This window comes from Nocardia sp. XZ_19_369 (genome assembly GCF_015355715.1).
Classification (GTDB): Bacteria; Actinomycetota; Actinomycetes; order Mycobacteriales; family Mycobacteriaceae; genus Nocardia.
Genome location: NZ_JACVED010000005.1, coordinates 154,382 through 170,588, shown reverse-complemented (window position 1 = coordinate 170,588; position 16,207 = coordinate 154,382). Strand labels below are relative to the sequence as shown.

General features: G+C 67.2%; 16 protein-coding genes. 5 read left to right on the top strand and 11 right to left on the bottom strand.

Going from position 1 to position 16,207, the window contains the following annotated elements; genetic code table 11:
- Window positions 1-61: 61 nt before the first annotated feature.
- Both ald and IBX18_RS19675 read right to left on the bottom strand, forming a co-directional pair.
- The gene (gene ald, locus IBX18_RS19680; protein ID WP_194835088.1) at window positions 62-1,177 is read right to left on the bottom strand and encodes an alanine dehydrogenase; all 1,116 of its coding nucleotides are present in this window, start codon (window positions 1,175-1,177) and stop codon (window positions 62-64) included.
- 105 nt (window positions 1,178-1,282) lie between these two features.
- The gene (locus IBX18_RS19675; RefSeq protein ID WP_194835087.1) at window positions 1,283-2,035 is read right to left on the bottom strand and encodes an MBL fold metallo-hydrolase; all 753 of its coding nucleotides are present in this window, start codon (window positions 2,033-2,035) and stop codon (window positions 1,283-1,285) included.
- A gap of 71 nt (window positions 2,036-2,106) precedes the next feature.
- On the opposite strand from IBX18_RS19675, the gene IBX18_RS19670 reads away from it, so the two are divergent.
- The 3 genes from IBX18_RS19670 to IBX18_RS19660 all read left to right on the top strand — a co-directional run bounded on the left by IBX18_RS19670 (window position 2,107) and on the right by IBX18_RS19660 (window position 3,937).
- Window positions 2,107-3,069 carry a GlxA family transcriptional regulator gene (locus IBX18_RS19670; RefSeq protein WP_194835086.1) on the top strand — a complete coding sequence of 321 codons (963 nt, stop codon included), beginning with the start codon at window positions 2,107-2,109 and terminating at the stop codon, window positions 3,067-3,069.
- The gene (locus IBX18_RS19665) at window positions 3,066-3,581 is read left to right on the top strand and encodes a gamma carbonic anhydrase family protein (protein WP_107655025.1); all 516 of its coding nucleotides are present in this window, start codon (window positions 3,066-3,068) and stop codon (window positions 3,579-3,581) included. Before IBX18_RS19670 ends, IBX18_RS19665 begins: the two co-directional genes overlap by 4 nt.
- Before the next feature lie 167 nt (window positions 3,582-3,748).
- Window positions 3,749-3,937 carry a hypothetical protein gene (locus IBX18_RS19660; RefSeq protein WP_228541426.1) on the top strand — a complete coding sequence of 63 codons (189 nt, stop codon included), beginning with the start codon at window positions 3,749-3,751 and terminating at the stop codon, window positions 3,935-3,937.
- A gap of 24 nt (window positions 3,938-3,961) precedes the next feature.
- On the opposite strand, the gene IBX18_RS19655 is transcribed toward IBX18_RS19660, so the two are convergent.
- A complete protein-coding gene (locus IBX18_RS19655) occupies window positions 3,962-4,954 on the bottom strand; it encodes a GAF domain-containing protein (RefSeq protein ID WP_194835085.1) in 993 nt (330 codons plus the stop codon).
- A 104-nt stretch (window positions 4,955-5,058) separates the two neighbouring features.
- Window positions 5,059-5,871 carry an SDR family oxidoreductase gene (locus tag IBX18_RS19650; protein ID WP_194835084.1) on the bottom strand — a complete coding sequence of 271 codons (813 nt, stop codon included), beginning with the start codon at window positions 5,869-5,871 and terminating at the stop codon, window positions 5,059-5,061.
- Window positions 5,872-6,076: 205 nt separating this feature from the next.
- Here IBX18_RS19650 and IBX18_RS19645 point away from each other — a divergent pair, with 205 nt between their 5' ends.
- Complete coding sequence (locus IBX18_RS19645) at window positions 6,077-6,700, top strand: TetR/AcrR family transcriptional regulator (RefSeq protein ID WP_194835083.1); 624 nt, start codon at window positions 6,077-6,079, stop codon at window positions 6,698-6,700.
- A 3-nt stretch (window positions 6,701-6,703) separates the two neighbouring features.
- Here IBX18_RS19645 and IBX18_RS19640 read toward each other — a convergent pair whose 3' ends face one another.
- Window positions 6,704-8,599, bottom strand: coding sequence for an Eco57I restriction-modification methylase domain-containing protein (locus tag IBX18_RS19640; protein WP_194835082.1), 1,896 nt, complete (start codon window positions 8,597-8,599; stop codon window positions 6,704-6,706).
- 606 nt (window positions 8,600-9,205) lie between these two features.
- Between IBX18_RS19640 and IBX18_RS19635 the strand changes: the two genes are divergently transcribed.
- On the top strand, window positions 9,206-9,901 hold the full coding sequence (locus IBX18_RS19635; protein WP_194835081.1) for a nitroreductase: 696 nt from the start codon (window positions 9,206-9,208) through the stop codon (window positions 9,899-9,901).
- Here the strand turns inward: IBX18_RS19635 and IBX18_RS19630 are convergent.
- The 6 genes from IBX18_RS19630 to IBX18_RS19605 all read right to left on the bottom strand — a co-directional run bounded on the left by IBX18_RS19630 (window position 9,874) and on the right by IBX18_RS19605 (window position 16,201).
- Window positions 9,874-10,353, bottom strand: coding sequence for a helix-turn-helix domain-containing protein (locus IBX18_RS19630; protein ID WP_194835080.1), 480 nt, complete (start codon window positions 10,351-10,353; stop codon window positions 9,874-9,876). The genes IBX18_RS19635 and IBX18_RS19630 overlap by 28 nt on opposite strands.
- Window positions 10,354-10,587: 234 nt before the next feature.
- Window positions 10,588-12,021, bottom strand: a complete 1,434-nt coding sequence (locus IBX18_RS19625; protein ID WP_107655018.1) for an acyl-CoA carboxylase subunit beta — start codon at window positions 12,019-12,021, stop codon at window positions 10,588-10,590.
- Window positions 12,022-12,145: 124 nt separating this feature from the next.
- On the bottom strand, window positions 12,146-13,396 hold the full coding sequence (locus tag IBX18_RS19620; RefSeq protein ID WP_194835079.1) for a KasA/KasB family beta-ketoacyl-ACP synthase: 1,251 nt from the start codon (window positions 13,394-13,396) through the stop codon (window positions 12,146-12,148).
- Between the two features lie 10 nt (window positions 13,397-13,406).
- Complete coding sequence (acpM, locus tag IBX18_RS19615) at window positions 13,407-13,706, bottom strand: meromycolate extension acyl carrier protein AcpM (protein WP_107655016.1); 300 nt, start codon at window positions 13,704-13,706, stop codon at window positions 13,407-13,409.
- A 117-nt stretch (window positions 13,707-13,823) separates the two neighbouring features.
- A complete protein-coding gene (locus IBX18_RS19610; protein WP_107655015.1) occupies window positions 13,824-14,738 on the bottom strand; it encodes an ACP S-malonyltransferase in 915 nt (304 codons plus the stop codon).
- Window positions 14,739-14,866: 128 nt separating this feature from the next.
- Window positions 14,867-16,201, bottom strand: a complete 1,335-nt coding sequence (locus tag IBX18_RS19605; RefSeq protein ID WP_199856586.1) for a CdaR family transcriptional regulator — start codon at window positions 16,199-16,201, stop codon at window positions 14,867-14,869.
- Window positions 16,202-16,207 lie beyond the last annotated feature (6 nt).

Below are 16,207 nucleotides of genomic sequence, written 5' to 3'. Positions count from 1 at the left end.
CAACTGGTGCTCGATCACCAATCGGCCAGCCAGTGCATGCCGGCCGGGCGAACGCGTGCGGTCAGCCCGCCAGCCCCACCGGCTGCGGCGTCGTATACCCATGCGCCGCAGCCACTTCCACCGACAACAGCCGACCCGCATCCGCAGTCACACCGTGCGCGAGGTCGTGGTGGACGGCGCACGCCTCTTTCCAACCGAGCTCGGCGATGGCGCGAACGTATGGATAGGTGGCGTTGGTGAGCGCGACAGTTGCCGTGGGAGGCACCGCGCCCGGCATATTCGCGACACAGTAGAACAACGAATTGTGCACGCGGAAGGTGGGATTCGCGTGGGTGGTGGGGTGTGACCCGGCGAAGCACCCACCTTGATCGATCGCGATATCGACCAGCACCGAACCGGGCCGCATCTGCGCGACGAGCTCGTCGGACACGAGCTTCGGCGCACGCGCCCCCGGCACCAGCACCGACCCGATGACGAGGTCGGCGGCGGAAACGGCCCGCTGAATCTCGGCGGCATTCGAGGAGACCGTGGCGATCCGCCCATCGAACCGCGCGTCCAACTCACGCAATCGAGGCAAGTTGGTGTCCAGCACGGTAACTCGCGCACCCATACCGGCGGCGACCGCAGCCGCGTTCGACCCCGCGACCCCACCGCCGAGCACCACCACATCGGCAGGCGGCACCCCCGGCACCCCACCGAGCAACATCCCCGCCCCACCCAGCGGCGCCATCAGGTGATACGCCCCGACCTGAGCCCCGAGCTTGCCCGCAACCTCGCTCATCGGCGCGAGCAGCGGCAGCGACCCGTCGGCCGCCCGCACGGTCTCGTAGGCGATCGCGGTGATCCCGGAACGCACGATGGCGTCGGTGCATTCACGCGACGCGGCCAGGTGCAAGTAGGTGAACAGCACCTGCCCGTGCCGCATTCGCGGATACTCCTCGGCGATCGGCTCCTTCACCTTCAACACCAGCTCCGCCGACCGCCAGACCTGGTCGGCGGACGGCACCAGCCGCGCCCCCGCGGCCGCGTAGTCGGCGTCCGCGAATCGCGACCCGACCCCCGCCCCGGCCTGGATCAGCACCTCGTGTCCCTGCGCGACCAACTCCCCGGCACCCGCCGGCGTCAGCGCCACCCGGAACTCCTGCTCCTTGACCTCGCGTGGAACTCCGATCCTCATACCGCCATCGTGGACCCCGCGGCGGGCCCACGCCACGAACGACGCGCGGGCGGCACATGATGATCACGAGACCGCCCGCCGACGAGCGGTTTCTGCGCAAGTTGATCAGACGGCGATCTCCACGCCGAGCGGCGGAATCAGCAACTGCTTGTCCCGCCCCGCGTACTCGAACAACCGCCGCAGCCGATCCAGCGTCTCGCTGAAATGCACCCATCCTTCGCCGTGTACCGGCACGATCACCGCGTCGCCGAGCACCTCGGCCGCTTGCACCGCGGTGCGCGCGTTCAGCGTGAGATCGGTATCGCCGAAGTGCCCGACATTGGCCGCGCCGACGAACAGCACCGCCACATCGATCTTCCCGATCCGCTCGACGATCTGCTCGACCCGATCGACCGATGCGTTGTCACCCGAGACGTACACGGTCGGCTGACCGTCGGCCTGCAGCACGAACCCGATGACGACCCCGGTCAACGGCTCGCAGCCTTCGGGCCCGTGCAGCGCGGGCACGCCGGTGATCCGGATGCCGGAGATCGTCGAGGTCTCCCAATTCTCCAGTCCGCGAACACCGTTGATCCGCTCAGCAGCACCGGGCGTGGAGAGCACGGTCTGCGCGGTCTGCAGGAATTCGCGTCCGGAGTTGTCCAGGTTGTCGGCGTGCTCGTCGTGCGAGAGCAACACGACGTCCACCGGACCGACCTGGTCGGCAGGCACCGCGGGACCGGTGAGCTTGTGCAATGTGACCGGGCCCGGGTAGTCGCCGGGCGCGTCGAAGGTGGGGTCGGTCAGGAAGGTGCGGCCCGCGTACCGGAGCCGGACGGTGGGTCCACCGATGTGCAGAACATCGAGCTGATTGGTCATGCCGTCGAGCCTGTCAACCCGCAGGCATACCCGACAGTGGCCCGAGAGCCGCCTATCGCTAAAATCGGGCCATGCACACCGTAGCCGTCCTCGCTTATGACGGCATGAGCCCCTTCCACCTGTCCGTGCCGAGCCTGGTGTTCGGCCGGGTCGGCGTCCACGGCCCCGCGCTGTATCAGGTGGACGTCTGCGCCGAGAAGCCCGGAAGTCTGCACACCCCAGCAGGATTCGACATCGACGTGCGACACGGACTCGACCGGCTGATCCGGGCGGACACGGTGGTGATCCCGGCCTGGGAATGCGACCTGCCCGTCTCCGACGACCTGCGCACCGCCCTCCACCAGGCGCACGCGGCGGGCGCCAGGATCGTCGGCCTCTGCCTCGGCTCCTGGGCCGTTGCGGCCAGCGGACTGGCCGACGGCCGCGAGGTGACCACCCATTGGGCGGCCGCCGCCCAGCTGGCCCGCGCCTTCCCCGCAGTCCGGGTGCGCGCCGACACCCTGTGGTCGGACCTGGGCGACGTAGTCACCTCCGCAGGAGTAGCCGCCGCCCTCGACTGCTGCCTGCATCTCGTGCGCACCGACCTCGGCAGCCGCGTGGCCACCGAACTGGCCAGGGACCTGGTCACCGCGCCGCACCGCAGCGGCTCGCAGGCGCAGTACATCCCGATCGCGGTCCCGGACGCCGCCGACGACGACCCCATCGAACGCGCGATGGTCTGGGCCCGAACACATCTCGGCGAATCGATCGACCTCGACGGCTGGGCCAGGATCGCCCTGATGTCGCGGCGCACCTTCACCCGCCGCTTCCGCGATCGCACCGGCAACAGCCCGCAGCAGTGGCTGCTGCACCAGCGCACCGACCGCGCCAGGCTGCTGCTGGAAAGCACCGACGACACCATGGACCGCATCGCCACCGACACCGGCTTCGGCACCGCCGTCAGCCTGCGTCACCACTTCCACCGCATCCTCGGCACCAGCCCGGCCGCCCACCGCGCGTTGTTCCAGGGGGCACGGCTAGGTTCGTCCGCATGAGGATTCAGATCGGTGAGTTCGCCCCGGAGATCGACGAGGCGGCGTGGGTCGCGCCCAACGCGACGGTGATCGGCCGGGTCCGGCTCGCGGCCGAGGTCAGCGTTTGGTACAGCGCCGTGCTGCGCGGGGACCTCGAAGAGATCAGCGTCGGCGAGCGGACCAACATCCAGGACGGCTGCGTGCTGCACGCCGATCCCGGCTTCCCGCTCACCGTCGGCAGCGGGGTGTCGGTCGGGCACAACGCGATCCTGCACGGCTGCACGGTCGGCGACGACGTGCTCGTCGGCATGGGCGCCACCGTGCTCAACGGCGCGGTGATCGGCGCGGGCAGTTTGATCGCGGCCAATGCACTGATTCCGGAGGGCGCGCAGATTCCGCCCGGGTCGCTGGTCGCCGGCGTGCCGGGCAAGGTCCGGCGTGAGCTCAGCGAGGCCGAGCAGGACGGCATTAGGCTGAATGGGGCTGTGTACCTACACAACACGGCGAATCACCGTGCCGCAAAAGAGGTGTGAGACAGAACACACTGATCAAGCGTCCAGTAGGAATCGCTGATAACATTCGGCCAGCGTGCCCGGTGACCCGGGGTCTCCTGCCGACACGGTTGTCGTGCGGCTTGTAGCGCAGTGGTCAACCCACCTGGGTCGGTGGGTGCAGAAGCGTGCAGGCAGGAGGTTTCACGATGATGGCGTACATGCAGTCGAGTATGCACCGGTCCACGGGGCGGATCAGCGTGGCCGACATTGCCGCCCAGCCGGGCGGCATCGAGGCATTACAGCGACGAGTCCACGAATTGCGTTCCAGCGGTGTCGATTTCGCCGCCAACGCGATCGAGCAGGAGATGGCGGCGCTGGACTTACCGCGCCAGTGATCGTCATCCCACGGTCACCGCGGGTCAAACGGCGGTGACCGTGGCCAGCCCGGCCGTGGTGTGCTGATCCAGCGCCATCAGCGCGGCTCGCACGTGCACCGATTGCCAGCCACCATCCACGCGGCGCAGCCGTACCGTGCCCTCGGTGCGATGGCGCGCCAACTCCCGCGACATGGCCTGCGCGGCCGCCAGATCGTCCGGATGAATCTGCGGCGCGGGCTGACCGGGTAGATCCGCCCAGGCGATCTCCGGCATGGGCGCCCCGATCCACCGAATCAGTTGCAGCGAACGAAGATTCATGATGGCCCGGTACTCCCCCGGCGCCGTGGACGCCTCCAGCAGTTGATACTCCAGAATCATCGGCGGCGGCGCCGAAGCCACCGCGGTCGCGGCACCGATGTCCTGGGTCACCCCGCGGAACAAAATCTCCTCGCGCCCCTCGGCATCGGGCTCGATAATGATCCGGCAGGCGAAATGCCCTGCGCGCAAGGCATCGTCGTCGCGGCGGACGGTCCACACAGCCTGGTGCTCGGTACCCGGCGCGGAGTTCACGATCTTCGCCAGCGCCTCGCTCTCGTCCCGATTGGTGACCAGCCGGGTGAACGCGCCCGCGATGGCCACCTCCGCCGCCCGGTCCTCGGGCGCGACACCGTACAGATCGAGTAGGTCCACGCTGCGCACCGACCGATTGGTGGTGAGGTTGAAGTACCACGCCCCCACCGGTTCTCGCGACGGCAGCGGCTCGCGCACCGGCCCCACCCACAGCCGGACGGCGTGCGCCCGCTCCGGCGTGATGAGCAGCGGCTCGGCCCGCACCGTGCGCCTGCCGTCCGCCGACACGCACGCGACCGGTTCGCGGGTCCGGCAGGCCTGTGCGAGAGCGGCTTCCGCATCCGCGAGCGACAGCGGGTTGCGCACGATATTGCGCAGCGGCACGAAGGACTTCGGCGTGACACCCAACGCGATCACCTTGCCCGGCACGCCCGAAAAGCACTCGACCAGGATCCATTTCGCCATCAGTCGCGTCCGATCGATCGCGCCCGATCGGACCCGCTCCTGAGAAGCGTTCGACCAGTTGTCATTTCACCATCATCCGTTCCCGAAAGCGCGGGTGCGCACGGTCAGGAACGGAATACCATGTCCAGCACCCGTTCGTGATACGAGCCGGCGAACCTTGTGACCAGGTCCACAAGAAGGGCGTCCAGTCCGACGAGCACCTTCGCCTCGCCGCGCGCAGCCCCACGCAGAATCGTCCTGGCCGCCGCGGCCGGGCTGGTGCGCGCGACATGCCCCTCGAACCGGCGCGCGACCGCCGCCGCGTCGATGCCGGGCGCGACGCTCGCCGACCGCGCGATGGAGGTGAGCACGCCGCCGGGATAGACTCCGGTCACCCGGACCTTGCCGCCCGCCGCCCGCATGTCCTGGCGCAGCGAGTCGGTGAACCCGCGCACCGCGAACTTCGCCGAGTTGTACGGCGCGTGCTGCGCCATACCCACCAACCCGAACGCCGAGGACATATTCACCACGTGCGCCCGCTCGGCGTCCAGCAGATACGGCAGAAAAGCCTTGGTGCCGTTGACGACTCCCCAGAAGTCCACGTCCATCACCTGCTCGAAATCGCTGAACGGCGAGTCCGCCACACTGCCGACATGCAGGATTCCGGCATTGTTGAACAGCGCCTCGACCCGTCCGTACCGCGCGGCGGTCACCTCGGCATGGTCGAGCACCGCCGCCCGGTCGGTGACGTCGAGCGTGCTCACCGTCGGCTCGTGCCCCACCTCGGCGCAGCGTGTGCCGGTCTCGGCGACGGCGTCGGCCGACTTGTCCGACAGCGCCAACAAAGCACCGTCAGCGGCCAAGGCCAGCGCCAGCTCGCGGCCGATACCGGAGCCCGCCCCCGTGATCGCCACCACCCGGTTCGCGAAATATGCCACGGCTCAACCCTTTCCAGCCCATCCAACATCCACATCGGATATCCAAAGAGGCTAACCAGACAAAGCTGGACGCGCGACCTGGACGCCAATCCGGCGATCCTCGGACGAGCCGCCGGACGCCGGTGAAATAATGAAGGTCCATCACCCGCACCGTCGCGACGCCATCCCGCACGCCCGGCCCTCGCACGAATCGACTGGAGACCAGATGCCAAGTGTCCCGCCCATGCTGCAGCGCATCCTGGACAAGCCCGTCGCCGACGGCGAAAAGCTCCTGGAAAGCGCACTGTCGGCGTTCCTGGACTTCGGCATCAAGCGGACCAGCATGGGTGAGATCGCCCGCCGCGCCGGCATCAGCCCCGCCACCCTGTACCGCCGCTTCGAATCGAAGAACGAGCTGGTCGAAGCGGTGAGCGTGCGCGAAGCGCAGCGTTTCGTCACGACGATCGACAAGCAGGTACGGGCCGTCAACGGCTCCGAGGACCAGCTGGTGGAGATCTTCGTCGCCTTCATCACCGCGATCGCGAACAACGAGCTGCTGCGCCGGCTGCTGCGCACCGAGCCGGACCTGATCCTGCCCCGGCTCACCACCGACGCAGGCCCGATCCTCGCCGTCGGCCGCGGCTACTTGGCCGAAAAGCTGCGCGAACTGCGCGACACCGAGAACACATACGATTTCGACGCCGACCTGGTCGCCGAGATCATGGCGCGGCTCGCCCTCTCCCTGGCGCTCACCCCCGATGGGCTCATTCCGGTCGCCGACCGTGACGCCGCACGCGAGTTCGCCCGCCGCACCCTGCTGCCCATGGTGGGCGTGCACGTCACCGCATAGCGTTCAGATCGCGGGCAGCGACACCCCGAACGCCGCTGCCACCCGCTCGTCCAGCTCGGTCCGCGCCGCCGCGTCCGGTACCCGGCCGTCGACGAACTCGCGCGCCAGCTCGATGATGGCTGCTGCGGACGTCGCACCCGGATTCGGCAGCGGTAACCGCGCCACGTACTGCGTGATCCACCGGCGCCTACCCGAGTACAGCCGGTTCCCGCACACCGCGTCGTAGAACCGCAAGCCCAGCGCCGAATTCGCCACGCCCATCAGCAAATACGCGAGCTGATCGGCGTCGGACGGCGACCCAGCCAGATCAGGCAGCGAGATCCAATAGCAGTCACCGTTCACCACCGCACCCGACCGATCGAGCGCGAACCGCGGCCGATCACTGATATCCGGAAACACCACCTTCGGCTCACACCACAACTGCGGACGCTGCGGCACCCAGATCTCGAACCATTCACGCCCGCTCGCGCCGAGGTAGTGGCGAGCCGACAGCGTGTCCTTGTGGGCGCGCAAATATTCAGCAGCACAGGGGTATTCGTTCAGATCGATCGGAGTACGCCGCGACTGACCGCAGTCGTAGGGATACAGCACCCTGGTGTCCTGCGCCCGGACGATCCGCCACGGTTCGAGATCATGATGGGTGATCAGCTCGAGCAATAGCTCCGGTTCGGGAGGCGGCTCGACCTCGGACCACCGATCCGAGATGAACACCCGATCCGCAGTTGTCTTGATACCCACCCGAATCCGGCCCACCTCCCCGAACGTTTTCCACGTTGCCGCAGCGATGGCGTCGAGCCAGGAATCGACCGCGGCATTGGACATGCGCCACGCGGTCTCGGGTTCCGTTGTGCGGCGGACGATTGCCCGGAGCGGGGCCACCGATAGTTCAGCCGATTTCGATAGCGCGGACGGCGGTGCAGCCGAATTCAGTTCGGGCTTTCGCACCGTCCGCGCGAGAGGTGTTCCAGGTTGCCGCACACGCTCGGGACGGAAGGGCTCGACCTGCTCGGCAAGGCTTGCTTCGATACGGGGGGGAGAAAGTTTCTGCGCCCCAGACTTTTCCGGCATCGCTTGGCCCGTCACCAACGTGCCGACCTCTACCGCGAACGTTCGCCCATTGTGCGCGACGAGGCAACAGCGGACGCCGGTCAGTGCATCGAAAAGGTCTATTTCCGAGGCGTTTTCGCTGGTTCCGGATTCGTACGCCGAGGCGTAACGGCATTCCCCGCCGCACTCAGTGCGCGTGGCGATGGTTATCGCAGGAAGCACAGCCGCCTCGAAGAGCTTGGTGTCCCCCAGGTCGTACAACTCGACCGGCGCCAGTTCGGCAAGCAGCAATCGGCGAATGTTGGCGCCCGCCTTGGTGGTCAGGAACCTGTTGGCGCACAACAACCCCAGCGCACCACCGGGGCACAGCAGCCGCGGCAGCGTCGCGACGAACGGATGCGTCAGATCGATCCGCCCGCGCAACCCGAACTGCTTACTGAGCAGCTGCGCGGTGGCCCCACCCAACTGCTGGGTCCGCACGTACGGCGGGTTCGTGATCACCGCATCGAACGATTCCGCGGCGAGCTCGTGGGACGCCGTGAGGAAGTCCCCGACATGCCAGTCCACGCCGGATCCCGCGTCCCGCGCCCGCGCCACCGCGAGGGCCGCCGCGTCCAGGTCGTACCCGGTCGACTCCACCCGAACCCCGGGCAGCCGAATCGCCGCCTCATCCCGCAACGCGAACAACAGCTCCCCGTCACCGCACGCCGGATCGAGCACCCGCAAGACCCCGGATTCCGGCCGCGTCACGTGTGTGAGCAGCCGCTGCGCCAGAAACCGCGCGAGCACCGGCGGCGTGTAGTGCCGACCGTGCCGCTTGCGATCCCGCGCGGCGGGGGCTCCGAAAGCCATGCGCTGGATTCTGCCTTGTCAGAGAGCTCATGACCCGGCAATGCCAGCACTCGATCCGACCGCCCAGTTCGACGGCGTTCACCGGCCGCACCCCGCACTCGCTGCGACATCCGCACGCGTGTCAGTGCGGCATGTCCGCGTGCGGGAACCTACAAGCAGTGCGGTTGTTCGCTGGACTGCCCCGGGGCAACATCTCCGCCGCCATACCCCGCAGCCGACCCTTTCGAGCCACCGCGCCCCCGGCCGCACACCCGCACCCGCTCCGGCATCCGCACGCGTGTCACAGCGGCAAGTCGCCGTGCGGGAACCTACAAATGGTGCAACTGTTCACCGCACCGCCCCCGCTCAGCCAACCTCCGCAGCCGTAGAACCCTCAGCCAACACTTCCGACTGCCGACCGTGCCCCTCAGACCACCACGTTCGGACCGCAACGCCTTCCCGGTCGGCATTCTCGGCCGCAATACCTCGCAGCTGGCACCTTTTCAGCCGCTGCGCCCTCGCGGCCACTGGCCTCAACGCCCGGAGCCAAGGCATCGACACCATTCCGCCCCAAGCCTTTCAATGCTAGCGTTCAGTCTCAAAATAGAACCAAAATCGAGGAGCGGGATGACGACAGCCGATGTGGACACCGAGCAGTACACGGCATTGGCCAGGCTGCTCGACGAACGCTGGACCTGTCGGCAGTTCCGCGCCGATCCCGTCCCGCACGAGGTCATCGAGCAGCTGCTGCGGGTGGCACAGCGCACCGCCTCGTGGTGCAACACTCAGCCGTGGCAGGTCGTGGTGACCGAGGGTTCAGGCACCGACCGCTTCCGCGAGGAACTGCTCACCCACATCCAAACCGCAACGCCGGAGCCGGATTTCGCGTTCCCCGCGCAATACACGGGTGTGTTCCGGGACCGCAGGCGCGAGTGCGGTCTGCGGCTGTACGACAGTGTCGGCATCGGCAAGGGCGACCGCGAGCAGACGATGCGTCAGGCGCTACGCAACTTCGAACTGTTCGACGCACCGCATGTGGCGATCGTGACCACCGAGGCCGATCTCGGCGTCTACGGCGCCGTCGACTGCGGCCTGTACATCGGCAACTTCCTGCTCGGCGCGCAGAGCCTCGGCCTCGGCGCGGCACCACAGGCGGCGCTGGCCTCGTACGCCCCGTTCCTCCGCACCTATTTCGGCATACCGGACAACCGCCGGGTGGTCGCCGGCATCTCGTTCGGTTACCCGGACACCGACCATCCGATCAACAGTTTCCGCACCTCACGCGAGGACCTGGATCAGGTAGCCACCTGGTTCACCGACTGACCCGACTCGAGGAGTCCCGGCCCCGGCTCCGGAACCACATCCCGCGCGGTCAGCTCCTGACCACACACATCGCATTCGAGCCCCGCGTGCGCCTCACCCGTGCACCCCTGATGGGTGTAGCGCACCGGCGCACCATCGGGCGCCATGTACGTATCACCCCAGTCCCGGATGGCTATCAGGATCGGGTAGATGTCATGCCCCTTCTGGGTGAGCCGGTACTCCTCGTACGCCCCCACCGCAGCCTTTTGCTTCACCAGAATCTCGTGCTCGATCAGCCGATCCAGCCGGTCCTGCAACCGACTACGCGAGATCCCGAGCGCACTCTGAAACCCGTTGAACCGCCGAATCCCCGAGAACGCGAACTTCAGAATCAGCAACGTCCATCGATCGCCGAAGATCACGAGCGGCCGCGTGATAGAACACGGCACGTCGGCAAGTTCTTCATAGCGCACCTCCCGATGCTACCGACGCCCCCACCTCACCAGCTGTCAACGATCCGCACTCGTTCTCGGGATACGCACCGCCACTGGCACCCGCAGGAAGTGCGGATCCCGAGAACGAGTGCGGCTGTTGCTCGCAATCTGGGGGTCGTGCCGATGCTGCTGTCGTTTGCGGTATGGGAGAAGCGTTACGGACAACGAAACTGGGCCCCGGGGTGTACCCCAGGGCCCAGTTCGTCGCTCACATCAGAGCGGAATGTTCTTCAAGTGACTGGCTCGCGACGGCGCAGCGGCCAGCGCGGCGGCGATAATACTGCGCGTCTTGGCCGGATCGATCACCTCGTCGACCACACCGATCGCAACCGCCCGCTCGACACCACCCGCAATGCGCTCATGCTCAGCAGTGAGGCGCTCGTGCAACGCTTCCCGCTCGTCATCGGGCGCGGCAGCCAGCGCCTTCTTGTGCAGGATGCCGACCGCAGCCTTGGCCCCCATCACCGCGACCTCGGACCCGGGCCACGCGTACACCGCCGTCGCACCCAGCGCACGGGCGTTCATCGCGATGTAGGCACCGCCGTAGATCTTCCGGGTGACCAGGGTGACCCGGGGCACGCGCGCCTCAGCGAACGCATGCAGCAACTTCGCCCCGCGGCGCACCACCCCTTCCCACTCCATGCTGACGCCGGGCAGATACCCCGGAACATCGGTGAGCACGACGAGCGGGATACCGAACGAGTTGCACAGCCGCACGAAACGCGCTGCCTTCTCGGCACTTTCGGAGTTGAGGCAACCACCGAGCCGGATCGGGTTGTTGGCGAGCACGCCGACGGTGCGCCCGGCCAACCGGCCGAGACCGGTGACGATACTGCGCGCGTAACCGCCCTGCAGTTCCTCGAACGAGCTTTCACCGTCGACGTTGTCGAGCAGCTCGTGGATGATCGGCTTAACGTCGTAGGCGCGCTTGGCCGATTCCGGCAGCATCGCCTTGAGGTCGACGTCGCCGTGCTCGGCCGCGACCAGATCGAACTCGCCCTGTTCGGCGAACATCGACACCAGGCGCCGCGCGCGGTGCACCGCGTCGGCCTCGTCGTCGGCGACGATGTGGGTGACGCCGGACTTCTTGCCGTGCGTCGCCGGGCCGCCGAGGGTGGCCATGTCGACCTGCTCGCCGGTCACGCTGCGCACGACGTCGGGGCCGGTCACGAAGATGCGGCCCTCGGGGGCCATGATCACGATGTCGGTGAGCGCGGGACCGTAGGCGGCGCCACCGGCGGCGAAGCCGACGACCACCGAGATCTGCGGTACCAGGCCGGACGCGCGGACCATGGCCTCGAAGACCAGGCCGACGGCGTGCAGGGCCTCGACACCCTCGGCCAGCCGGGCGCCGCCGGAGTGCCAGATGCCGACGATCGGCAGGCTGGAGTCGATGGCGGTGTCGATCGCGTCGACGATGTGCTTGCACCCGTCGACGCCCATCGCGCCACCCATCACGGTGGCGTCGGAGCAGTAGGCCACGGTGCGGACACCGTCTACCTCGCCGATAGCGGCGAGCACACCCGACTTGTCGCGCGGGTGGAGCGGAAGAAGAGTTCCGGGATCGAAGAAGCGCTGCAGTCGACCGAGCGGATCACGCGGATCAGACGCTGTGTCTTGTTGAAACGCGGGAGCAATGATGGTCATCGCGTTTTCTCCTCACCTGAATGAGTGCGCCGCAACCGCGGCTGCAGAATGTCGAACCCGGCGGGACCAGGCCTGATGGCCCGATCCCGCCGGGGTCGCTGTGCAGTCGATTCGATGCAGGCGGCTATGCCCGACCGAAGGCGAGCGCGACATTGTGCCCACCGAAACCGAAGGAGTTGTTGATCGCGTACTCGATCTCCTGGCGGCGTGCCTCGCCGTGAACCACGTCCAGATCGATGGCCGGATCCTGGTTCTCCAGGTTCAGCGTCGGCGGGACGATGCCGTCCCGGATGCTGAGCACAGTGAGCACGGACTCGAGCGCGCCGACGGCGCCGATCGAGTGTCCCAGCGCGGATTTCGGGGCGTACACCGAAGCGTGCTTGCCAATCGCCAGGCTGATCGCGTTCGCTTCGGCGGTATCGCCGATCGGGGTCGCGGTCGCATGGGCGTTGACGTGGGTGATGTCCTTCGCGGTCAGACCAGCGGTCTGCATCGCGCGGGTCATCGCCCGTGCCGCACCGACGCCATCGGGGGCGGGCGCGACGAGGTGGAAGCCATCGGAGGTGATGCCGGCACCCAGCAGGCGAGCGTGGATGGTGGCGCCACGGGCCTTGGCGTGCTCTTCGGTCTCGACGACCATCAGGGCACCCGCCTCACCGAAGACGAAACCGTCGCGATCCTTGTCGAACGGACGCGAGGCACCCTTCGGATCGTCGTTGCGGGTGCTCATGGCACGCATCATGCTGAACGCCGCGATCGGCACCGCGTCGATGTAACCCTCGACGCCACCGGTGACGACCATGTCCGCATCGCCCATGACGATCATCCGCCATGCGTTGGCGATGGCCTCGGAGCCGGATGAGCATGCCGAGACCGGAGTGACCACTCCTGCCCTGGCCTTCAATTCGAGGCCGACAACGGCCGAAGGACCGTTCGGCATGACCATCTGCACAGCCAACGGCGAAATCTTGCGATAGCCACCGCTCTTCAGCTTGTCCACCGAGTCGATGAGGGCGTCGCCGCCACCCAACCCGGTGCCGATGGCCACACCCAGCCGTTCCGGGTCGACCTCCGGGCTGCCTGCGTTACGCCAGACTTCGCGACCGAGAACGGTCGCGAGCTGCTCGACGTACGCCATGCGCCGGCACTCGACTCGGGTCAGCAGGGTCTCGGGCCGAACCTTCAGGTGGCCGCCGATGCGGACCGGAAGGTCGTATTCCTCGACGAAGGAATCCTCGAGAACGTCGATACCGCTCTCGCCGTTGAGGAGTCCCTTCCACGTCGCATCGACATCACCAGCGATCGACGTGGTCGCCGCCAGGCTAGTGACGACGACGTTGGGGAAATTCCCGTTCAAAGTGGAAGGAGTGGTCACAGTGTCGGCCCTACTCGGCGTCGAACTTGGCCTTGAGCTCCGCGGCCGCGTCAGCGTTCTCGGCCTCGAGCTTCTGGATGTAGCCGACAGCGTCGCCGACCGTCTTCAGGCTGGCCAGATCCTCGTCCGGGATCTTCACGCCGTACTTGTCCTCGGTCTGCACTGCGATCTCGACCATGGACAGCGAGTCGATGTCCAGGTCATCGACGAAGGACTTCTCGATCGTCACCTCGGAGGGTTCGATACCCGTCACCTCTTCGATGATCTTGCCGAGTTCCTCGACGATTTGTTCCTGGGTCAGAGCGGCCACTTCGTGGCTCCCTTCTTGGTTCTTTGTAGGGCTCGTACTGTTTTCGGAACGAGACGGACGATGGTTACGTCCGCTCGGTCACAGCCGTGCATATCGATGCATGGCCGCGCAGGAAAGCTAGCCGGAGATGCTGACTCCGGCCAACGCGGGGAGGTCTTCCGGGGTCTTCAGGGCCAAGGTGCGCGTGCCCTTCAGTTCCCGTTTCGCAATGCCGACCAAGGTGCCCGCCGGCGGCAACTCTGCCACCATGGAAACCTCTGCCTGCCTTACGGTTTGGGTGCACAGGTCCCAGCGAACGGGCCGGGTGACCTGAGCAGCAAGCTTGGCGACCGCGTCGCGTCCCGAGGTAACCGGCTTGCCGTCGAAGTTCGACAGCAAAGTCCTGGTCGGGTCGTTCGGCACGATCTGCGCTATGGCATCGGTCACAGCCTCCTGGGCCGGTGCCATGTACGCGGTGTGGAAAGCACCCGCGACGGGCAACGCGCGAACCCGTGCCTTCTCCGGCGGGTTCGCGGCGAGTTCCGCCAGCGCGTCCAACCGGCCTGCGGCCACGATCTGGCCCGCCGCGTTGCGGTTGGCCGGAATGAGATCGAGTTCCGCGAGCCGAGCGAGCACGGTGGCCTCATCGCCACCGAGCACCGCGGACATGCCAGTCGGTTCCAACGCGCACGCCTTGGCCATCTCCGCTCCGCGGATGGCGGCCAACTTCACCGCGTCGTCCGGGGAGATGACCCCGGCGACCGCGGCGGCGGCGAGTTCACCGACCGAGTGCCCGGCGACGATGGTAGCGGCCGGAAGTGAATCCGTGGGGATTTCCGCGTAGGCGAGCAACGCGGCGGCCACGACGAGCGGCTGGGTCACGGCGGTATCGGTAATCTCTTCCGCCGTCGCAGTGGTGCCGAGGCGAACGAGATCCAGGCCGGAGGCCATGGACCAAAGGATAAGCCGGTCAGTCGCGCCAGGGAGATCGAGCCAAGGCGCGAGCATGCCGGGAGTCTGGGACCCCTGTCCAGGGGCGAACAACGCGATCACACCCCTAAGAGAACACTGTGAGGCGCCTCGCAGGAGATGTCGACGCGAATGAAGCTTGCCCTCGCCTTTTGTGGGAGTCCCACAAAAGGCCACGTGAGTCGTCCGGATCGAACAAGCCACGGATTCCGTTACAGGCCCTCGCCGCCCGATGCGAAATGAGTGGCCTCTGGGGTTGGTGTTGACGTTTCGTTACGGGTTCGTGTCAAACGACCCACTGTTGCGGCGATCCGGAGCACATACGCGTCCCGCGGGTTCATCGGATCACGACCCGTGATTTCGGCAATCCGTTTGAGGCGGTAGCGAACGGTATTTGGATGGACGTACAACTGGCGCGCACACGTCTCGACCGCTCCACCGCAATCCAGATAGGCCTCGAGGGTGTCCGCCAGTGACGATCCCGCCGAGGCCAACGGAAGGACAAGATACTCGTTCAACGCGTCGATCGCAGCTCGATCGCCGAGCAACGCGCGTTCGGGCAGCAATTCGGTCGCATGCACCGGGCGTGGCGCGCCTCGCCAGCCCACCACGGCCTCCATACCCGCCAACGCCTCGACCGCGCTGGCGTGCGCGGCACCGAGCGTCCGAGTGGTCGGGCCGATCACCACCGGGCCATCGGAGAAGACCTCGGCCAGCAGATCCGCGAGGAACGGCGATATATAAGAGGACTCCCCGAGGTGACCGCTCACCACCATCACCAGCCGGGTCCCCTGTACTACCGCGAGCGCGGCCCGGCCGTGCCGTGCCGCGATGGCATGCACCGAACCCACCGACGACACACCCTGCTCGCCGGGCGGCGTGCCGACCAGCACAGTGGCAGGCGCGGTGGCGTCCCAGTTCAACGTGGCGGCCCGCGACAGCATGTCCGGGCCGGTGTCGCCACGCACCACGGCGTCGACGACGAGCGCCTCCAGTCGGGTGTCCCACGCGCCGCGCGATTCGGCGGCGCTCGCGTACACCGAGGCGGCGGCGAAGCCGAGCTCACGCCCGTACCGCAACACCGCCTCGGTGAGCGCGACCAGCTGCCGGTCGTTGCGCGCCAGCGCGGGCAGCCACTGTTCGAAGAACTCCATGGCCACCCGGACCATGTCCACGGTCTGGCGCAGCGTCAACCGCCGCGCCAGATCCTGCGGAATCACCTGGAACGCATCGAGACTGAACCGGATATCGCTGTCCGGGTCCTGCAGCCATTCCAGGAAGTTCACCACCGCGGTCTGCACCAGCATCTGGACACCGGCGCGTTGCGCGGCGTCCAGATCGGCGAAGAACGGCAACCGATCCTGCATCGACCCGACCGCCTCCGTCGAGAGGCGTCCGGAGAACTGCTTCACGCGTTTGAGCAGCGTGTCCGGGAGTGGGTCGCGGGTTTGCCGGTTCGGGGAGAGCGCGCCCGTCGGCAGATACACCTCGTGCTCGGAAGAGCCCTCGGAGATCCGTCGCGGCCGCGGCGGTTTACGGTCCACCATTCAATC